This window comes from Caballeronia sp. NCF2, assembly GCF_023631205.1.
GTDB classification, from domain to species: Bacteria; Pseudomonadota; Gammaproteobacteria; order Burkholderiales; family Burkholderiaceae; genus Caballeronia; species Caballeronia zhejiangensis.
Window position 1 is genome coordinate 21,298 of record NZ_JALQDN010000055.1, and the last position, 19,216, is coordinate 40,513.

The following is a 19,216-nucleotide window of genomic DNA, read 5'->3' on the forward strand; positions in this document are numbered from 1 at the left end:
CTCCGCCCTCAGGCGAACTTTCCCGACACCGCCCTTTGAATCTCCGCGAACGCCACCGGCTTCACGAGATGATGATCGAAGCCCGCTTCCTTCGAGCGCTGACGATCATGCGCCTGCCCGTATCCCGTCACGGCGATCAGCAAGGCATCGGCGGTTGCGGGACGCGCGCGCATCTCGGCCGCGAGCCGGTATCCGTCCATGCCCGGCAAGCCGATATCGAGCAGCACGATCTGCGGCATGAAGGTGTCGGAGACCGCGAGCGCTTCGGTTGCATCGTGCGCCGTGCGAACGTCGAAGCCGTCGGCCTCGAGCAGCAGCGCCATCGCGGTGGCCGCGTCGACGCTGTCATCGACGAGCAGCACGCGCTTGCCCGCGTTGACGGTCGCGGGCGTTGCCGGCGCGCCTTGCGTGGCCACTTGCGCATCCTTCGCGAGCGGCAGCCACACGACGAACTCGCTGCCCGCCTGCGCCCCCGCCGAGAATGCTTCGATGCGTCCGCCCTGCAATTCGACGAGCGTCTTCGCCAGCGGCAAGCCGATGCCGAGCCCGCCCTCCGATCGTTCGAGCGATGTCTCCGATTGCACGAACAGATCGAAGATGTGCGGCAGCATGTCGGACGCGATGCCGATGCCCTTGTCGCGCACGACGATACGCACCTCATCGCCGAACTGTTCCGTTTCGATGGCGATCTCGCCTTCCTCGACGCTGTACTTCGACGCATTCGACAGCAGATTGCCGAACACCTGCGCGAGCCGCACGCTGTCGCCGACGATGTAGAGCGGCGCATCCGGCAGCTTCACCGTCAACGCGTGCCGCTTTCGTTCGAGCGCGGGCTGCACGGTCTCGATGGCCGCCGCGAGCGCCGCCGCGAGATCGACCGTCTCCTGGCGCAGCGTGATCTTTCCCTGCGTGATGCGCGCAACGTCGAGCAGATCGTCGACGAGCCGGCTCAAATGCCGCACCTGTCTGTCGATGATCGCGCGCACCGTCGCGAAGTGCTGCACGGACGGCTCGCGATCCGGATCGAGCAGATCGACCGCATTGCGGATCGGCGCGAGCGGATTGCGCAATTCATGCGCGAGCATCGCGAGAAACTCGTCCTTGCGGCGGTCCGCTTCGCGCAACAGCAGTTCGGCGGCCTTGCGCTCGGAGATATCGTTGACGATGCCCGCAATGCGATACGGCCGCGCCGGATGACCCGCCGCGCCGTGAACCGGAAACGCGCGCTCCGCGACCCAGCGCGGCCCGCCGTTCGCGCGCACGATGCGATATTCGACCTGATACGGCGTGCCGTTCGCGAGCAGTTGCCGATACGCCTCGGCGACATGATCGCGATCGAGGGGAAGAATGTCGCCGGACCAGTGATCGGGGCCAGGCAGGGGCGCGGGCGCGCCGCCGCCGGTATCGAAGAGATGCGCGTAAGCGGGGCTCACATAGAGCAGTTCGTTGGATGCCGGATCGAGCATCCAGAACACGTCGTCGATATTCCCGGCAAGCTGGCGAAAGCGCTCCTCGCTCTCGCGCAGCGCATTTTCCGCGAGCCGCACGCGCAGCAACGCGCGCACATGCGCGATCAGTTCCGCGGGTTCGACAGGCTCGGTCAAATAGCTATCCGCGCCGCCTTCGAGACCGCGAATGCGATCGAGACTATGCACCGCCGCCGCCGATGTCTGCAGCACGAGCGTGCCCGACGTCTCCGGCGATGCCTTGATCTGCCTGCACACTTCGAGCCCGTTGATGTCGGGCAGCTTCACGTCGAGCAGCACGAGATCGGGCGCTTCGGCGCGCACGCGTTCGAGCGCGGCCGTGCCCGTCGGCGCTTCGATCACGTTGAAGCCCGCGCGCGACAGGATGCGCGTTTTCGCATAGCGCGCGCCGTCGTTGTCGTCGACGTTGAGGATCAGCACCTCGTTCCAGTCGCTTCTGATGATGCTCGTCCCTCGCCCGTCACCGCATCCAGCACGCCCGGCAGCTCGCCACCGCCCGCCGGCTTTTCAACGAACGCGGTCGCGCCCAGCGCCCGCGCTTCATTGCGATCCTCGTCCTCGCCGAGCACCACGATCGGAATGCTGCGCGTCGCGGCCTGCGCGCGCAACGCGGCGAGCCAGATCCACGCTTCCGACGGCGCGGGCCGCACGGCGAGCAGCAACGCGGCGGGCTGCGTGCGCGCGAGCAGGCGGCTCGCTTCGTCGAGCGTCGCGGCGCTCATCGGGCGATACGGCGAAGCGCGCAGCGCGGCCTCGCAGTCGAGCCGCTCGATCGGATTGCTCGCGACGATCAGCACGGCGGGCCGCGTATCGCTCGCGGCGTGATGCGCGGCGTCGACGTCCGCGCCGTAATGCGCGGGAATCGTCGCGCTGAAAGTCGAGCCGCGCCCGGGTTCGCTCGCGAGCGACACATCGCCGCCGAGCAGCTTGCACAGCTTGCGGCACAGCGGCAGGCCGAGGCCCGTACCCTTCACGTATTGCTGAAGGCGGTTTTCGACTTGCCCGAACTCTTCGAAGACGACCTGCTGATGCTCCGGCGCGATGCCGATGCCCGTATCGCTGACGGAAAACGTGATGAGCCGGCGCGCGTCGTCATAGCTCGCCGCGACGCGCACTTCGCCGCGCTCGGTGAACTTGAGCGCATTCGATACGAAGTTGCGCAGCACCTGCGCGACCTTGGCTTCATCGGTATGAATGGGCGGCAGGCCTTCGCACGATTCGAACACGAGTTCCACCGCGCCGCCCGGCGACAGCGGCCGCAACATGCCGCGCAGCGCCGAAAACAGGGTATCAACTTCAAATTCAGCGGGACGCACTTCGATCTTGCCCGCTTCGATCTTCGCGAGATCGAGCAGATCGTCGACCGTTTCCGACAAATCCTCCGCCGCCTTGCGGATGAAGCGCACCTGCTTTTCCTGCTCTTCCGTCAGATCGCCGTCGATACGTTCGAGCAAGAGTTTCGAGAGCGCGCGGATCGACGACAGCGGCGTGCGGAACTCGTGGCTCATGTTCGACAGAAAGCGCGATTTCGATTCGTCCGCGCGGCGCAGATGATCGGCGCGCGCATCCAGCTCCGCATAAAGCGCGACGACACCGCGATTGGTGTCCTCGAGTTCGCGCGTAAGACGCGTGAGCTCCTCCTGACGTTCGCGCAGATCCGCGAGCGCGGCGATCAGTTCGCGATTCTGGCGCTGCAATTCCGCGGCCGTGTCTTCGCTCGGCTGACGCTCGAGTGCGTTCTTCACCGCCTGCGCATCGCACGGCACGCCATCGGGTAAAGCCTTCGCGAGCGAGATCGAGGTGTCGCCATCGGCTTCGTCGGCGATCGCGCATTGATCCATCAGACGTTGCGCCGCGAGCAGGCCCAGCGCGGCTTGCGAGTCGTCGTGGCGCATGGCGCGCAGACGCTCGCCCGCACCGCCGCCCGCCAGAAAACGCACGACGAAGCGCGGCGGGCGCGCGGCGTTATCGACGAGAAATTCCGCGCGCGCCGCCTGCCCCGCGATCAGCACGGTGCGCGCGGCTTCGAGCACGGACGTGGAAATGCGCGTCTGATCCTGCGGCGAGAAGCCGAGCGCCGCGCTCGCATCGCGCGCCTTCACGCGGACCGCGACGATATCGCGCTCGTGATCGATCCGCATCGTGTAGAGCGGTTGCGTCATCCTGCGCTCCCGGCCGCGCGGGCCACGAACACGGTGATGTCGTCGCGGCCGCGCGCGAAGTCGCGATACAGCACCGCCGCGACGAGCGCCGGGTGCCGCATCGCGAGGCCCGGATAGCGCGCGAGATCCCAGCGCGACGTGAGCCCGTCCGAATGCAGCACGACGAGCGCGTTCGGCGGATACGGCACGTCGAAGATCTGCGCGCGCCGCGCCGCATGCCCGACGATGCCGCTGTGCGACACGAGATGCTTGTGCGTGCCTTCGGTCCACACGCTCGCCGAAATATTGCCGATGCCCGCGAAGCTCACCGCCATGCCCGGCATCGACGCGAAAGCCGGCATGCGCGCGATGCCGACCGCCGCGCCGCGCGTCGGGCGCAGCGCCTCGTTGGCGGCCTCCATGATGCGATCGAGCGCCTGGTCGCCGTTCGCGGCGAGCGCTTTGGCCGCCTCGATCGCCGCGACATTGGCGAGCGGTCCGTGACCGAGGCCATCGGCGACGAGCACGGTGAATTCGCCGTCATGCGCGTAGACGGACCATGCATCGCCGGATACGGTTTCGGTTTGCAGCGGCAGGTTCACGACGCCGTATGTCAGTTGCGGCGCACGCGTGTTCGCCGCGCCCGGCGCGTTCCAGAACACGGCGCGCAACACCGTGCCGCGTTGCGGCGCGCTCCAGATGTCGAGTTCGTCGGAAAGACGCTCGATCGCGCCCATGCCGTTGCCGGGACTGCCCGCCGTCGTGTAGCCGTCCTCGAAACAGCGATGCAGATCGTAAATGCCCGGCCCGTTGTCGATGCACAGCACTTCGATGCCGTAGCGCAAAGTCGCGCCGGCGCCCCTGTCGACGAGCGGACGCACGAGCAATTCGCCGCGCTGTGCATGCTTCAGCAGATTCGTGCCGCATTCGGTGACGACGATCGCGAGCTCGCCCGCGGCCGTCTCGTTGAAACCGAGCCCCCGCGCGAGTTCGCCGATAGAACGCCGCGCATAGGCGATCTGGCTCGCCTCGGCGATCTCGTAGCGCTGCTGCGCGGCCATCGATTCCTTCAGAACGGTTTCCATTTTGTGATCGAGACGTGCGTGCCTTCGCCCGGCGCGGAGCGGATGTCGAATTCGTCGCACAGGCGCTTGGCGCCGCCAAGCCCGAGCCCGAGGCCGCTGCCCGACGTGAATCCGTCGGAGAGCGCGCGCGGGATATCCGGAATGCCCGGACCATTGTCGACGAATTCGAGCTTGAGGCCACGGCGGCCGTTACGCTCGACGAGATAGCAATGCACGTCGCCGCCGCCGCCGTAGATGAGCGTGTTGCGTGCCAGCTCGCTCGCCGCCGTCACGAACTTCGTCTGGTCGATGAGAGACAGGCCCTGCGAGACCGCCTTCTCGCGCACGAACTGGCGCAGCCGCACGATCTGCTCGTCGTTGCGGATCGGCAGCGTGTCGGGCGGCGACGAGGACGTCGGCGCGGCTGTGGAATTGAAGATCGTCATGGAGTCGTGTGCATGCGGCCGTCAGGCCGTGCCGCCCTTCGAAAGGAGCGCCATGCCCTTCTCCACGTTCAGCGCCGTGCGTACGCCCGAAAGCGTGAGGCCGAGTTCGACGAGCGTGATCGCGACCGAAGGCTGCATGCCGACGACGACCGTCTCGGCATCGAGCACGCGCGCCATGGCGGCCGTGTTGCCGATCATGCGTCCGATGAACGAATCGACCACGTCGAGCGAGGAAATGTCGATCAGGACGCCGCGCGCGCCGTCTTTCACAATGCGGCTCGTCAGATCGTCCTGCAGCGCGAGCGCGAGCCGGTCGTGCATGTCGACCTGAATGGTGACGAGCAGGAGCCTGCCCATCGTGAGAATCGGAATGCGTTCCATCGCTTGAAACCCCGTTCAGTCGCGTTGCGTTCGATGCGTGCTTCGAATGGCGAAAGGCTGCGTCATTCCGCTTGCAGCGAATCGAAGCCGTCGCTTGCGCGGCTGCCGCGCGAGGCGTCCTGCGCGGATCCGGCCGTCACCGACTTGCCCGTGCGCTGCAGCGCGACGACGAACGCCGACGCGAGCGTCGCCTTGGTCGTGACGTTCGTGAGATTCACGCCGAGATGAACGATGGTCTGCGCGATCTGCGGACGAATACCGCTGATGATGCAGTCCGCGCCCATCAGACGCGCCGCCGCGACCGTCTTCAGCAAGTGCTGCGCGACGAGCGTATCGACGGTCGGCACGCCGGTGATGTCGATGATCGAAATGGCCGCGCCCGTCTCGACGATCTTCTGCAGCAGGTTTTCCATCACGACTTGCGTGCGCGCCGAATCGAGCGTGCCGATGAGCGGCAGCGCGAGAATGCCGTCCCACAACTGCACGACGGGCGTCGACAGTTCGAGCAGTTCCTGCTGCTGGCGCACGATGACCTGCTCGCGGCTCGCCTGGAACACTTCGGTCGTGAAGAGCCCGAGCTCGTCGAAGAGCGTGCTGATCGTCCAGGTGAGATCGGCGAGCGCGGGGGCATCGTTGACGAGCGTGTCGCGCAAACGCGCGAAGAGCGGCTGCTTGAGCGAGAACACGAACATCGCGGTCTCGACGGGCGTGAAGCCCTGACGCGCACGCTGCGCCGACATTTCCGCGAGAAACGCGCGCACTTCCTGCCATGCGGACGATTTGAAATCGACGCGTTCGGAGGCGCCGAGCGCCGTCACGAGAAGCGACGTGAACTGGCTGAACTGATTGCGCAGTTCCGCCTCGCCGACGAGGCCGCGCCGCGCCGCGATGGCGTGCTGCTGCGCGAACCATTCCGCGAGCAATTGCTCCTGGTTGCTGGTGAACAGTTGGGCAAGCCGCGTTCCGCCGACCATTTCCATGCCGAGATCCCCGTGCGAATGATGTTATTGGGCGCCAAGCCCTGGAAGCTGGATTGTTGCATCGCCGCGAAAGCTATCGAAATAAAGCAACGCGAAGCGCTCGGAATGTAGCACGCCATCCCAAAAATCGACAGTGCGACAAGCCTTGCGGCACAAGGGATTCGAGGATTTCTTCCGTTTGTCGCGATGCGCGCTGCGCCGAATCGGCAAATGCTGCCGTGCGCGCGCGATCGCATGGACAATATCGGTCAAATATCCTGAACAAAGTCAAGCGCGCGTCCGATGCCATGTATAGCGGCCCGAATATTTTTTCGGCCGTCGCGCGGTGCAATACTCGGGCGACCCACTCAACGTCATAGACATTCGAGCTTGCCGGAGCGCACATGGCCCAAACGATTCATCCCGTCGACGAAGTGCTGCCCATCGGTCAGATGCTCGCGGTCGGCATTCAGCACGTACTCGTGATGTACGCGGGCGCGATCGCGGTGCCGCTCATCATCGGCGCGGCGCTGAAGCTGCCGAAGGAGCAGGTCGCGTTTCTGATCAGCTCGGACCTCTTCGCGTGCGGAGTCGTCACGCTGGTGCAGTGCATCGGCGTATGGAAATTCGGCATCCGCCTGCCGGTCATCATGGGCGTGAGCTTCGCGCCGGTCGGGCCGATGGTCGCGATGGCATCATCCGGTGCGGGCCTGCCGGCGATCTTCGGCGCGACCATCGCGGCGGGCGTGTTCGCGGTCCTGATCGCGCCGTTCTTCGGACGGCTGATGCGCTTCTTTCCGCCGATCGTCACGGGCACGATCATTCTGACGATCGGCATGACGCTCTTTCCCGTCGCGATCAACTGGGCGGGCGGCGGACGCGGCGCACCGAATTTCGGCGAGCCGCGCAATCTGATGATCGCGGGCATCGTGCTGCTCGCGATTCTGCTCATCAACAAGTATCTGAAGGGCTTCGTCGCGAATATTTCGGTGTTGCTCGGCATGGCGATCGGCTTCGTGATCGCGTTGCCGCTCGGCTTCGTCGATTTCGCGGGCGTCGGTCAAGCCGCGTGGTTCGCGCCGGTGCGGCCGTTCGCGTTCGGCATGCCGGTCTTCGATGTCGCGGCGATCGCCTCGCTGTGTCTCGTGATGGTCGTCATCATGGTGGAATCGCTCGGCATGTTCCTCGCGCTCGGCGATCTCGCGATGCGCCCCGTTTCGCGCATCGATGCGACGCGCGGACTGCGCACCGATGGTCTCGGCACGGTGATCGGCGGCATCTTCAATACGTTTCCGCATTCCTCGTTTTCGCAGAACATCGGGCTCGTGGGCATTACGGGCGTCAAAAGCCGCTGGGTGGTCGCGGTGTCGGGCGTGATCCTGATCCTGCTCGGGCTGCTGCCGAAGCTCTCGAATCTGATTGCTTCGATACCGGTGGTCGTGCTCGGCGGCGCGGGCATCGCGATGTTCGGCATGGTCGCGGCGACCGGCGTGAAGATCCTGAGCAAGGTCGATTTCGATAGCAAGAACAACTTGCTCATCATCGCGATCAGTCTGGGCGTGGGCGTGATTCCGCTTGCCGCGCCGGCGTTCTTCGCGCACATGCCGGCGTGGGCGGGGCCGCTGACGCATAGCGGAATCACGCTCGCCGCGGCGTTCGCGATTCTGCTCAACGCGCTGTTCAATCGCGAGCGGGAAGCGGAGGACGTGGAGAAGGAGATCGCTGCGGAGATGCCTTTGAGCTTGCGGCAGGGGGATGTGGATGTGCGGGAGTGAGCGAGTTGCCGGAGATCCGGCCGATGGCGCCACGCAAGCGGCCTGCAATCGCTCGCGCGCAACCGCGCCCTACCTAACCGCAAGGGCTTTTGGCCGGGATGAATTCGAACAGAACCTGGAAGCGCTCCGAATCGGGGACATTTGGAACGGTAGGCCAAATCTCATAGTCGACCTCGATACGCCTCTCTTCGACGCCGAGCGCACGAAGATAGCTAACGACGGATTCAACGCGCTTTTTTGTGACCGCCGTTCCGTCTCGTCGCCCTTTTCAAAATAGCCATAGGAGAACAGCAATGTCAGTCCGCGCGACGCTGTTGTTAGCGTCGATGAGCGTGCGCGCCAGATCAACTCGATGGCGATTTGACAGCGACAAGTTGTCCGCGTCGAATTGGATCGATTGGATCCCGCGGAATTCATCTGGGTCATTTTTCTGTCGGTAACGATTCACCGCCCGTACATGAAATGCAGGCGCAAGCGCACGCATCCACACGCCGCAACTCCACTACCATACGAGGAACGCCAACCCGCCGCCGACACCGATGCGCGAAGTCCTCTGGATCGCCCTGCTCGCCATAGCGCTGGTCTACACGATCGCGCTCGCGGGCCTGTATTGGCTGCAAGGAAGGCTCGTCTATCCGCTGGAACAGATCGAAGCCTTCAAGAACGCCGATGTGGAAGCGCGCACCGAAGCAGTCGTCATCAGAACCGATGACGGCCTCGACCTGACCATGCGCTACAAAGCGCCGCCCGACGACGACGCGCCCACGGTCATCCTCTTTCACGGCAATGGCGAAGACCTTTTCCAGCGCGGTCATGTTGCATTGGAGATGATCGAAGCGGGCTATGGCGTGCTGCTCGCCGAATATCGCGGCTACGGCGGCAATCCCGGCAGGCCGCACGAAGCCGGCCTTTACGCCGATGCGCGCGCCGCCTACGCCTACGCCGCGGCGCGTTCACGCAACATCGTGCTGCACGGTTATTCGCTCGGCTCGGGTGTCGCCGTGCAGCTTGCAAGCGTCGCGAAGATCCATGCGCTGATGCTCGAAGCGCCGTTCACGAGCATCGTCGATGTCGCCGCGAAACGCTTCCGGCTCTTTCCCGTGCGGCTGCTCGCACGCGATCGCTACGAAAGCCTCGCGAAAATCGCATCGATCGATGCGCCGCTCTTGATCTACGGCGGCACGAAAGACGGCGTGATTCCGCCCGAACACTTCCAGCGTCTCTTCGATGCAGCACGCGGCGACAAGCGTCTCGCGCTCATCGAAGACGCCGATCATCTCGACGTTTGGACGATGGGCGGCCGCGAACACGCGATGCAATTCCTCGCGTCACTGCAACCGACGCGCGACACGCTGCAAGCCTAAGCCGATTTCCTGCGCGTGCGCCCGAGCTTGAGCGTGACCCACGCCGGCGCATGATCGCTCGCATGCGGCTCGCCGCGCACCCATTTGTCGACGCCCGCCGCCTCCAGCTTCTTCGCGAGATCCTTGCTAAGAAGGATGTGATCGATGCGCAAGCCCGAATTCGTCTGCCAATGATTGCGGAAGTAATCCCAGAACGTATAGATGCGCTCATCGGGAAACTTCTGCTTCAGCGCATCGGTCCAGCCTTGCGCGAGCAAATCCGCGTAGGCCGCGCGGCTCTCCGGCTGCAACAGCGCGTCCTTCAGCCACGAGCGCGTGTTGTAGATGTCGTCATCGGTCGGCACGACGTTGTAATCGCCCGCGAGCACAACGGGATGTCCGCTATCGAGCAACATCTTCGCATGTGCGTTGAAGCGCGCGAACCATTCGAGCTTGTAATCGAACTTCGGGCCGGGCTGCGGATTGCCGTTCGGAAGATAAAGACAGCCGATCAGCAAGCCGCCCACGGCCGCCTCGATATAACGGCTATGCGTATCGTCTTCGTAACCCGGCAGCCCGCGCCGGCTCAGCACCGGCTCCGCGTCTTTCGCGAGAATCGCCACGCCGTTCCACGATTGCTGCCCATGCCATAGCGCGCCGTAGCCCGCGTTCGCGATCGCGTCGGCGGGAAACTGCGCGTCGGTCGCTTTCAGTTCCTGCAGGCAGACGATATCGGGCGATTCGCGTTCGAGCCATGTCAGCAAGGCGTCGAGCCGCGGACGGATGCCGTTGATGTTGAAGGTCGCGATTTTCACTCGGCGTCTCTCCATCGGTGGATCGGGATCGATGCTACACGCGTCGCAGTTTGCGTGCCGCGTCGCGAACCACGCCGGGAGATTCAGCGCTTCTCGCTGTCGAGATGCGCCATCTGCACGGCCTCGTAGCGATCGCCCGCCGCCGCGCCCTTCGGTACCGCCGCTTCGATCGCGGCGAGGTCATCCTTCGTGAGCGCGACATCGAGCGCCCCGAGCGATTCCGTCAGACGGTCGCGACGGCGCGCGCCGACGACAGGCACGATGTCATCGCCCTGCGCGAGCACCCACGCGATCGCGATCTGCGCGACGCTCACGCCTTTTGCATCGGCGATCTTGCGCAACGCATCGACGAGCGCGAGATTGCGTTCGACGTTGCCTTGCTGAAAGCGCGGACTGTTCGCGCGCCAGTCGCCGGATTGCGCGGCGTCGCGGCTCCAGTGTCCGCTGATGAGTCCGCGCGACAGCACGCCGTACGCCGTGATGCCGATGCCGAGTTCGCGGCATGCCGGAAGAATCGATTCCTCGAGGCCGCGCGAAATCAGCGAGTATTCGATCTGCAGATCGCACACCGCATGCACGGCGGCGGCACGGCGAATCGTGTCCGCGCCGACTTCCGACAATCCGACGTGGCGCACATAGCCCGCGTCGATCATCTCGGCGATCGCGCCGACGGTGTCTTCGACCGGCACGTTCGCATCGAGGCGCGCGGGCCGATAAATGTCGATATGTTCGACGCCGAGCCGCTGCAATGTATACGCGAGCGAATTCTTCACGGCGACGGGCCGTCCATCGAACGCGATGAACCGGCCGGCCGGATCGCGCATGCCGCCGAATTTCACGCTGAGAATCGCCGCATCGCGGCGTGAAGGCGGCGCGCTTCTCAACGCTTCGCCGATCAGCATTTCGTTGTGCCCCATGCCGTAGAAGTCGCCGGTGTCGAGCAGCGTCACGCCCGCTTCGAGGGCCGCGTGTATCGTCGCGATGCTCTCCGCGCGATCCGACGGCCCGTACATGCCCGACATGCCCATGCATCCGAGGCCGATCGCCGACGATTGCGGTCCGTTCTTTCCGAGCTTGCGTTGTTCCATGTTCGTTCTCTCCTTGAAGAATGGAGACGATTATGGGAGCAAACCTCGCGTGCGATAATCCGCCTCAATCCGAATGGGCTGTGCGCCCCAGCGAACAATGGGTGAGAGATGAGCGAACCGGATTTGTCGGATCTTCACGCGTTTCTGGCCGTCGCGCGGTCGCGTGGCTTCAGGCAGGCGGCGCTGTTGCGCGGCGTGTCGGCGTCGTCGCTGAGCGAGGCCATACGCAGGCTCGAAACGCGTCTGGGCGTGCGGCTTTTGAATCGCACGACGCGCAGCGTCACGCCGACCGAAGCGGGCGAGCGGCTCATCGAACGCCTCGGGCCCGCGTTCGCGGAAATCGCGGGCGCGCTCGATGCCGTCAACGGCTTTCGCGACAGCCCGACCGGCACGTTGCGCCTGAACGTCCCGCGCATCGTGTCACGCGAGATCCTGCCGCCAATCGTCGCGCGTTTTCTGACGGCGCATCCGGGCATCAAGCTGGAGATCAGCGCAACCGATACCTTCATCGACGTGCTCGCCGCCGGTTTCGATGCGGGCATCCGTTATGACGAGCGCATCGAGCGCGACATGATCGCCGTGCCGATCGGGCCGCGCACGCAACGCTTCGTCGCGGTGGCGTCGCCGGCTTATCTCGCGGCGCACGGCGACCCGAAGCATCCGCGCGAACTCGTGAATCACGCGTGCATCGGGCATCGTTTCGATAGCGGCGTGCTGGCCGTGTGGGAATTCATGCGCGGCAAGGAAACGATACGCATCGCGCCGGAAGGACCGCTCGTCACGTCGTCGATCGAGATCAGCCGAAGCGCGGCCATCGCGGGATTGGGCCTCGTCTATACGTTCGACGAGTTCGTGCGCGCGGCCATCGACGATGGCGCGCTCGTGCCCGTGCTCAAACCGTGGTGGCAGAGTTTCACCGGGCCGCGTCTCTATTATCCGAGCCGCGCGCACATGCCGGGGCCGTTGCGCGCGTTCATCGACTTCATTCGCGCGGGGAATTGAGCGCGCTCATTGCTGCACGCCCCAGCGGCGCACGGTCACGCGCTCGATCGTATCGAAGACGAGATGCTCCACAGCAAGGCCGATCACGATGACCGCAGCCAGTCCCGCGAACACGCGGTCCGTGTAAAGCTCGTTGCGGTTCTGGAAGATGTACCAGCCGAGCCCGCCCTTGCCCGAGCTCGCGCCGAACACGAGCTCCGCCGCAATCAGCGTGCGCCACGCGAAGGCCCAGCCCACGCGCAAGCCCGCGAGAATCGAAGGCAACGCGGCGGGCACCAGAATCAGCATCACATGGCGCATGCCGTCGAGACCGTAGTTGCGGCCCGTCATGCGCAAGGTCGTCGGCACGGCCTGAAAGCCCGCATACGTGTTGAGCGCGAGCGGCCACAACACCGAATGCACGAGCACGAAAAGCAGGCTTCCGGTGCCGAGGCCGAACCACAGCAACGCGAGCGGCAACAGCGCGATGGAAGGCAGCGGATTGAACATCGCGGTGAGCATCGAAAGGATGTCGCGGCCGATGCGCGTCGAGACCGCAAGCGATGTCAGCGCGAACGCGAGCGCCGCGCCGAGCGCATAGCCGCGCAGCAGTACCGATATCGAAATGCCGATCTTCTCGATGAGTTCGCCCGACGCGATGCCCTGCACGAATGCGACGAAGGTCGCGCTGAAAGTGGGCAACAGCAGATCGTTATCGACGGCGCGTGCGGCGATTTCCCACAACGCGATCAGCACGAGCGCGATGATCGACTTGCGCAGCCACGCACGATCCGCTAGCCGCTTCGACAGCGGCAACGGCGCTTCATGTTCGACGGCGACGCTCGCGGCAGGCGCGATTTCATACTCGGGCCGCACGGGCGGCACGATCAGATGCGGCGTGCTCATTGCGCGCGCTCCTCTTCGAACAACAGACGATGAATGCGCGCGACGCTCTGCTGAAACTCGCCGCGACCCAGGCTGTCCTGCGTGTATTGATGACTGTTGAGCTCGGCGCGCACGCGTCCCGGATGCGGCGTCAGCAGCAGAATGCGATTGCCGACGATCAGCGCTTCCTCGATCGAGTGCGTGACGAACAACAGCGTGAATCGCTCGTCGCTCCAGAGGCGCAAGAGCTCTTCCTGCATGCGGCGTCGCGTGAGCGCATCGAGTGCGGCGAAGGGCTCGTCCATCAGCAGCACGCGCGGCTGCATCGCGAGGGCGCGTGCAATGGCGACGCGCTGCTTCATGCCGCCCGACAGCGTATGCGGATACGCATCGGCGAATTTGGCGAGACCGACCTTGTCGAGATAATGCAGCGCGCGTTCGCGAGCTTCGGCGCGGCCGAGCTTGCGCGCGACGCGCAGCGGAAAGGCGACGTTCTGCACGACGGTCTTCCACGGCGGCAACTGATCGAACTCCTGAAACACGACGATGCGATCCGCGCCCGGCCCGCGCACACGTTCACCGCCGATTTCGATGCTGCCTCCAACCGGCTCGATGAAGCCGGCAACGGCCTTGAGCAAGGTCGACTTGCCGCAGCCCGAAGGCCCGAGCAGCACGAAGCGGTCGGCGCCGTAGACATCGAAGCTGACATCGTGCGTCGCGCGAACGAGCCGCTCCGGCGTGCGGTATTCGAGCGTGACGTTCTTCGCGCTGAGAAGCTTGCCGCTCGTCGCAGCCTCACGATCGGCTTCGTGCGAATAAAGCGCTTGGGGATTGGCGGCCATGTTCATCTGCCCGATTGCAAACGATCACGATACCGGCGCGCTGCGCTCGAGCGAACCAATCATTGCGCATATCGAATCCGCAATCGCCGATAAGCGGCGTCAGCTTCCGTCTTTCGTCGCGGGATCGGTGAAGAAGTAATCCTGCCACGACTTCGGCTCGTTCTTGATGACGCCGACGCGATGCATGAACTGCGCGAGCCCGAACGTGTTTTGCGGCGCGACCTTGAATTGCACCGACGGATCCTTGATCACGTTGATAAGCAAATCGCGGTCGATCTTCGCGTTGTTCACGCGCAGGTAGATATCGGCGGCTTGTTCCGGATGTTGCGTGATATAGCGCGCGGCATCGGCAAGACCGGCGACAAACGCGCGATACGTCTTCGGATTCTCGTTGCGGAATTTCTCGGTCGCGTAGAGCACCGTCGCGGAACTGGGGCCGCCGAGCACATCGTATGAATTGAGCACGATATGCGCTTTTGGATTGCCCGCGAGTTCCTGCTGCTGGAACGGCGGATTGCCGAAGTGCGCGTTGATCTCCGTGCCGCCCGCGATGAGCGCCGCGGCTGCGTCCGGATGCGGCACCGCTTGCGTGAGCTTGTCGAGGCGGTTGTATTCCTTGTCGCCCCATTGCTTCGCCGCCGCGTATTGCAGGACGCGCGATTGCACCGACACGCCGACTGCCGGCACCGCGATGCGATCCTTGTCGGTGAAATCGGCGATGGTTTTTACGCGCGGATCGTTCGATACGAGGTAATACGGGAAGTTGCCGAGCGACGCGACGCCCTTCACGTTTTGCCGTCCGTGCGTGCGGTCCCAGATCGTCAGCAACGGGCCGACGCCCGCCGCGGCGATATCGACCGAGCCGGACAACAGCGCATCGTTGACGCTCGATCCGCCCGACAGCTTCGCCCAGTCGACCTTGATATCGAGCCCTTCCTTCTTGCCTTCCTGCTCGATGAACTTCTGGTCGCGCGCGACATTGAGCAGCAGATACACGACGCCGAATTGCTCGGCGATGCGCAACGTGCCTTCGGCATGCGCGCTCGCCGACGTGACGCCGATCGCGAGCGAAAGCGCCGCGACGAGCGCGCGTGCGCCGCCCTTCCCGGTTCGAGAATGCATCGATGAAACCCCGTAAAAATAGTGGCTTTTTAGAAAGGCGCGTCGCCTTCGATGGTCGTGCGATAGAGCTTGCGGCGCTGATCGTCGGGCGTGCCGGCGGCGAGATGCATCACCGAGCGGTTGTCCCAGAAGACCATGTCGCGTTCGCGCCATTGATGGCGATAGACGAACTCGCTTTGCGTGCTATGCGCGAAGAGTTCCGCGAGCAAGGCGCGGCTTTCGTCTTCCGGCAGACCGATGATGCGCGTCGTGAAATGCTCGCTCACGAAGAGCGCGCGACGCTTGGTTTCCGGATGCGTCCGCACGATCGGATGCGTCACCGGCTTGACTTGCGCGATCTGCTCCGCCGACAGATTCGGACGCCACGGACTGCGCTTTTGCAGCTCGCCGTATTTGGCGAGATAGGTGTGTTCGGCGACGCGGCCTTCGACTGCATCGCGCAGATGCGCGGGCAGCGTGTCCCACGCGAGATGCTGATTCGCGAACAGCGTGTCGCCGCCGGTCGCGGGCAATTCCTGCGCGTGCAGCATCGAGCCGAGACTCGGCTTGTCTTTGTACGAAAGATCGGAATGCCAGAAATGACCCGCATCGCCGAGACCGATCGGCTTGCCGTTCTCGACGATGTTCGACACGATCAGCACTTCCGGATGCCCCCCGAGCCCGAACTGATGCAGCACGTGAATCTGCAGCGGACCGAAGCGCTTGCTGAACGCGACCTGTTCGTCGGGCGTGATGCGCTGATCGCGAAACACGAGAACGTGATGATCCAGATGCGCGCGATGGATGCGCGCGAAATCGGCTTGTGACAATGGCTTCGACAGATCGAGCCCGATGACTTCCGCGCCGAGCGGCGCATCGAACGGGCGAATCTCGATGGATTGATCGGCGGCAGCGTGCTCGGCAATGGGGGCAGTGAGAATCGTCACGTCGAACTAGTGGCAATCGATAGCTTGGGGAAGCGATCAATCTAACGCGCGGCGATTCGCGCGGCAACGAAGCATCTGCGATTACGTTATGCGCCTATGAAATAAGGCGCGCTTCAGTCGCCGGCGATATCGAACGGCAATTCGACCTGCACCGGCTCGACGAAGCCGCTTTCGTCGCGCCCGGCGAGCGCGCTGACGCGTACGCCGAGCAGACGGATGCGGCGATCGAGCACGATGCGCTTCAGGCATTCGGTCGCGGCGCGGCGAATCTCGACGGGATCGGCGGTCGCGACGGGCACGGTCAGATCGCGCGTCACGGTGCGGAAGTCGTCGAAGCGCAGCTTGATGCCGACCGTGCGCCCGACGTAGCCCTTGCGCTGCAAGTCTTCGGCGACGCGCGTGCACAGCCCCGTGAACTCGGCGGAAAGCGTCGCGCGATCCTGCTTCGGATGAAAGTCCCGCTCGAAGGTCGTCTCGCGGCTCATCGACTTGGGCGTCGAAGTGACGACGACAGGCCGCTCGTCCTGCCCCTGCGCGATGCGCGCGAGCCAGGCGGCGTACGTGTGGCCGAAATGCGTCTGCAGGAAACCGGGATCGGCGGCGGCAATATCGCCCACGGTCACGATGCCGAGCGCCGCGAGCTTCTCGTTCGCCTTCGGTCCGATGCCGTTCACCTTGCGCGCGGCGAGCGGCCAGATGCGCGTTGGCAGATCGTCCATCGTGAGGATGGTGAGACCGTCGGGCTTGTCGAGCTCGGAGCCGATCTTCGCGAGCAGCTTGTTCGGCGCGATGCAGATCGAGCAGGTGAGGCCCGTCGCGTCGTGCACGGCGTCCTTCATGCGCTGGCCGATCTCCGGGGATTCGCCGGGTAGATCGCTGACATCGATATAAATTTCGTCGATGCCGCGATTCTCGATCTGCGTGGTGAACGTCGCGACGGCCGCCTTAAAAAGCCGCGAATAATGGCGATAGGACTCGAAATCGGTCGGCAGAAGAATTGCGTCGGGCGCGAGCTGGGCGGCTTTCATCATGCCCATCGCGGAAAAGACGCCGAACTTGCGCGCCTCGTAGGTAGACGTGGTGACGACGCCGCGACCCGCGTAATCGCGCAGACGCTTGAAGCGGCGCGTGCCGTCGGGCAACGTTTCAGGCGTGGCGCTGCGCCCGCCGCCGACCACGACGGGCATGCCGCGCAATTCCGGATAACGCAGAAGTTCGACCGACGCGAAGAAGGCGTCCATGTCGAGATGCGCGATGCGGCGCGGTGCGGATGTGGAGGACAGCGCGTCCATCGCGGCGACGAGAGCAGAAAAATGGCTTACTGTACATCCATACAGGTGTTCGCGCTAGAGGCCGCCCGTCGCGATGGCCGGCTCATTCCGGCGTGCGCTTTTCCGCGAGCGCGCGGCGGCAATCGTCGAAAACCTGCCGCACGACATCCGATTGATAGTTGAGGTCTTCGCTATCGAGAATTTCCTCGACGGCGTCGCGGGCCCAGTCGGCTTCGAGCATCGCGCAATGCTGCGTGGCGATGTCGCGGGCGATGGCCGCGAGCTTCGCGACCGTCAGCCAGTCCGCGAGCCGCTGATGACGGTCGAGCCACTTGTGCGCGGCCTGTACGTGAAACGAGGCCGCCGGCCAGTCGCCATTGAGGTAATACGCGCCGAGACTGCCGCATGTGAGCCAGCAAAGCAACTCGACGCGGTCGCGGGCACTGAGGGTACGAGACACATCGTTCATGGCGGCCTTCACGAGAGACGATCGACGAATGCGAACAGCGCACAGTTCCGTATGAAACCCCTATTAAAACAAGATAGCACGGGATGGTGCGGCGCGGCAGTGCCTCCCCGCAGCGTGATCCGCGTCACGGTGCGTTGGCGAACGCTTCGTCATGCGAAGAGCAGCATCGCGCATGCCGCGAGTCGCTGCTTCGCGCTCTCATTCGCTGCTAATTCAGCGCGCATAACCTGCTTTCGTCGGCCCCACTCATCGGCCTGCATCTAACGACGGGAGCACATCATGTTTGAACGTCTCACTCACTCCATCGACCATCTCTTTTCGATCCGCACCGCGCAGGAAGCCCGCGACGACTATCTCGCATCGTCGAGCGATCTCGCGGATCTCGAACGGCGCATGCGTCAGATCGAAACGCAGGATCACGACTACAGCATGTATTTTTGCGGCGCGCTCGGCCGTCGATACGACGAGCATTGACCCGCGCCGCCAATGTCGCGCGCGCTATTTCGTTTCCTCGCGGCCGGCCTGGCCGAGCATCACCGTCCAGCCGAGGCCGCGCACGTTGCGGATCACGCCCGCGCCGAATTTCTTGCGCACCGAATGGATCAGCACGTCGACCGCGTTGCTCTCCACTTCCTTGCCCCAGCCGTAGAGACGGTCTTCGAGTTGATCGCGCGAGAAGATCGTGCCGGGACGTTCGAGCAGCGCGTGCATCAGCGCGAATTCACGCGCGGACAGCACGCCCGACGTCTCTCCGCACGTAAGCGTACGCTGATCGAGATTGAGGCAGAGCGAATCGTCGCCGAGGCGCGAGACCGCGTAGCCCGCCTTGCGGCGCAGCACCGCGCGGATGCGCGCCAGCAGTTCGGGCATGTCGAAGGGCTTGAGCAGATAGTCGTCGGCGCCGAGATCGAGGCCCTGGACGCGTGTGTCGAGATCGTCGCGCGCGGTGAGGATCAGCACCGGCGTCGCGTTGCCGGACGTGCGCGCCTGCCGCAAGAGTTCGATGCCCGTCATGCCCGGCAAGCCGAGATCGAGCAGCACGACGGTGTACTCGGCGGCGTTGATCGCCTCGCGGCCCGCGTTGCCGTCGCGGACCCAATCGACGGCGTAATCGGCGTCCTTGAGCGCACGCATCAGGCTCGTGCCGATCTGCACGTCGTCTTCGATCAGAAGAATTCGCATGTTCCACCCCGCGTCCCGCGAGAATGGCGCGCGCCACGC

Annotated in this window: 20 protein-coding genes; 4 read left to right on the forward strand and 16 right to left on the reverse strand. The window is 64.5% G+C overall.

All coding sequences use genetic code 11. From position 1 onward, the window contains the following. Positions 1-8: 8 nt before the first annotated feature. The 7 genes from NCS02_RS19480 to NCS02_RS19510 form a co-directional block, all read right to left on the reverse strand. The gene (locus NCS02_RS19480; protein ID WP_250503131.1) at positions 9-1,928 is read right to left on the reverse strand and encodes a hybrid sensor histidine kinase/response regulator; all 1,920 of its coding nucleotides are present in this window, start codon (positions 1,926-1,928) and stop codon (positions 9-11) included. Beyond that, positions 1,901-3,649: an ATP-binding response regulator gene (locus NCS02_RS19485; RefSeq protein ID WP_250523265.1), complete on the reverse strand. Its 1,749-nt coding sequence runs from the start codon at positions 3,647-3,649 to the stop codon at positions 1,901-1,903. Before NCS02_RS19485 ends, NCS02_RS19480 begins: the two co-directional genes overlap by 28 nt. Then, positions 3,646-4,713 carry an ATP-binding SpoIIE family protein phosphatase gene (locus tag NCS02_RS19490; RefSeq protein WP_008354419.1) on the reverse strand — a complete coding sequence of 356 codons (1,068 nt, stop codon included), beginning with the start codon at positions 4,711-4,713 and terminating at the stop codon, positions 3,646-3,648. Before NCS02_RS19490 ends, NCS02_RS19485 begins: the two co-directional genes overlap by 4 nt. Further along, complete coding sequence (locus NCS02_RS19495) at positions 4,698-5,138, reverse strand: anti-sigma regulatory factor (RefSeq protein WP_008354418.1); 441 nt, start codon at positions 5,136-5,138, stop codon at positions 4,698-4,700. Before NCS02_RS19495 ends, NCS02_RS19490 begins: the two co-directional genes overlap by 16 nt. Positions 5,139-5,159: 21 nt before the next feature. After that, positions 5,160-5,519 carry an STAS domain-containing protein gene (locus NCS02_RS19500; protein ID WP_008354417.1) on the reverse strand — a complete coding sequence of 120 codons (360 nt, stop codon included), beginning with the start codon at positions 5,517-5,519 and terminating at the stop codon, positions 5,160-5,162. Between the two features lie 62 nt (positions 5,520-5,581). Then, positions 5,582-6,499, reverse strand: coding sequence for an STAS domain-containing protein (locus NCS02_RS19505; RefSeq protein ID WP_008354416.1), 918 nt, complete (start codon positions 6,497-6,499; stop codon positions 5,582-5,584). Between the two features lie 24 nt (positions 6,500-6,523). Further along, a complete protein-coding gene (locus tag NCS02_RS19510; protein WP_250503132.1) occupies positions 6,524-6,751 on the reverse strand; it encodes a hypothetical protein in 228 nt (75 codons plus the stop codon). 131 nt (positions 6,752-6,882) lie between these two features. Between NCS02_RS19510 and NCS02_RS19515 the strand changes: the two genes are divergently transcribed. Continuing rightward, positions 6,883-8,253 carry a nucleobase:cation symporter-2 family protein gene (locus NCS02_RS19515; RefSeq protein ID WP_250503133.1) on the forward strand — a complete coding sequence of 457 codons (1,371 nt, stop codon included), beginning with the start codon at positions 6,883-6,885 and terminating at the stop codon, positions 8,251-8,253. A gap of 539 nt (positions 8,254-8,792) precedes the next feature. Further along, a complete protein-coding gene (locus tag NCS02_RS19520) occupies positions 8,793-9,617 on the forward strand; it encodes an alpha/beta hydrolase (RefSeq protein WP_250436122.1) in 825 nt (274 codons plus the stop codon). On the opposite strand, the gene NCS02_RS19525 is transcribed toward NCS02_RS19520, so the two are convergent. Continuing rightward, entirely contained in the window at positions 9,614-10,426 is an 813-nt protein-coding gene (locus tag NCS02_RS19525; protein ID WP_250503134.1) for an exodeoxyribonuclease III, read from the reverse strand. The two genes, NCS02_RS19520 and NCS02_RS19525, sit on opposite strands and share 4 nt — an antisense overlap. Before the next feature lie 68 nt (positions 10,427-10,494). Continuing rightward, entirely contained in the window at positions 10,495-11,499 is a 1,005-nt protein-coding gene (locus NCS02_RS19530; protein WP_008354411.1) for an aldo/keto reductase, read from the reverse strand. A gap of 108 nt (positions 11,500-11,607) precedes the next feature. Here NCS02_RS19530 and NCS02_RS19535 point away from each other — a divergent pair, with 108 nt between their 5' ends. Then, positions 11,608-12,501: a LysR family transcriptional regulator gene (locus NCS02_RS19535; protein ID WP_250503136.1), complete on the forward strand. Its 894-nt coding sequence runs from the start codon at positions 11,608-11,610 to the stop codon at positions 12,499-12,501. A gap of 6 nt (positions 12,502-12,507) precedes the next feature. On the opposite strand, the gene NCS02_RS19540 is transcribed toward NCS02_RS19535, so the two are convergent. The 6 genes from NCS02_RS19540 to NCS02_RS19565 form a co-directional block, all read right to left on the reverse strand. Further along, positions 12,508-13,386, reverse strand: coding sequence for an ABC transporter permease (locus tag NCS02_RS19540; protein ID WP_250519940.1), 879 nt, complete (start codon positions 13,384-13,386; stop codon positions 12,508-12,510). Next, complete coding sequence (locus NCS02_RS19545; protein ID WP_008354408.1) at positions 13,383-14,207, reverse strand: ABC transporter ATP-binding protein; 825 nt, start codon at positions 14,205-14,207, stop codon at positions 13,383-13,385. Before NCS02_RS19545 ends, NCS02_RS19540 begins: the two co-directional genes overlap by 4 nt. 99 nt (positions 14,208-14,306) lie before the next feature. After that, positions 14,307-15,329: an ABC transporter substrate-binding protein gene (locus NCS02_RS19550; RefSeq protein WP_250503137.1), complete on the reverse strand. Its 1,023-nt coding sequence runs from the start codon at positions 15,327-15,329 to the stop codon at positions 14,307-14,309. 29 nt (positions 15,330-15,358) lie between these two features. Beyond that, positions 15,359-16,255, reverse strand: a complete 897-nt coding sequence (locus tag NCS02_RS19555) for a TauD/TfdA dioxygenase family protein (RefSeq protein WP_250436125.1) — start codon at positions 16,253-16,255, stop codon at positions 15,359-15,361. A 113-nt stretch (positions 16,256-16,368) separates the two neighbouring features. After that, positions 16,369-17,547 (reverse strand): DNA polymerase IV, encoded by a 1,179-nt coding sequence (dinB, locus tag NCS02_RS19560; protein ID WP_250503138.1) that lies wholly within the window; start codon positions 17,545-17,547, stop codon positions 16,369-16,371. A gap of 82 nt (positions 17,548-17,629) precedes the next feature. Further along, entirely contained in the window at positions 17,630-17,995 is a 366-nt protein-coding gene (locus NCS02_RS19565) for a hypothetical protein (protein ID WP_008354403.1), read from the reverse strand. A gap of 279 nt (positions 17,996-18,274) precedes the next feature. Between NCS02_RS19565 and NCS02_RS19570 the strand changes: the two genes are divergently transcribed. Further along, on the forward strand, positions 18,275-18,469 hold the full coding sequence (locus NCS02_RS19570; protein WP_008354402.1) for a DUF3563 family protein: 195 nt from the start codon (positions 18,275-18,277) through the stop codon (positions 18,467-18,469). A gap of 24 nt (positions 18,470-18,493) precedes the next feature. Here NCS02_RS19570 and NCS02_RS19575 read toward each other — a convergent pair whose 3' ends face one another. Continuing rightward, complete coding sequence (locus tag NCS02_RS19575; protein ID WP_033536934.1) at positions 18,494-19,177, reverse strand: response regulator transcription factor; 684 nt, start codon at positions 19,175-19,177, stop codon at positions 18,494-18,496. Positions 19,178-19,216: the final 39 nt, after the last annotated feature.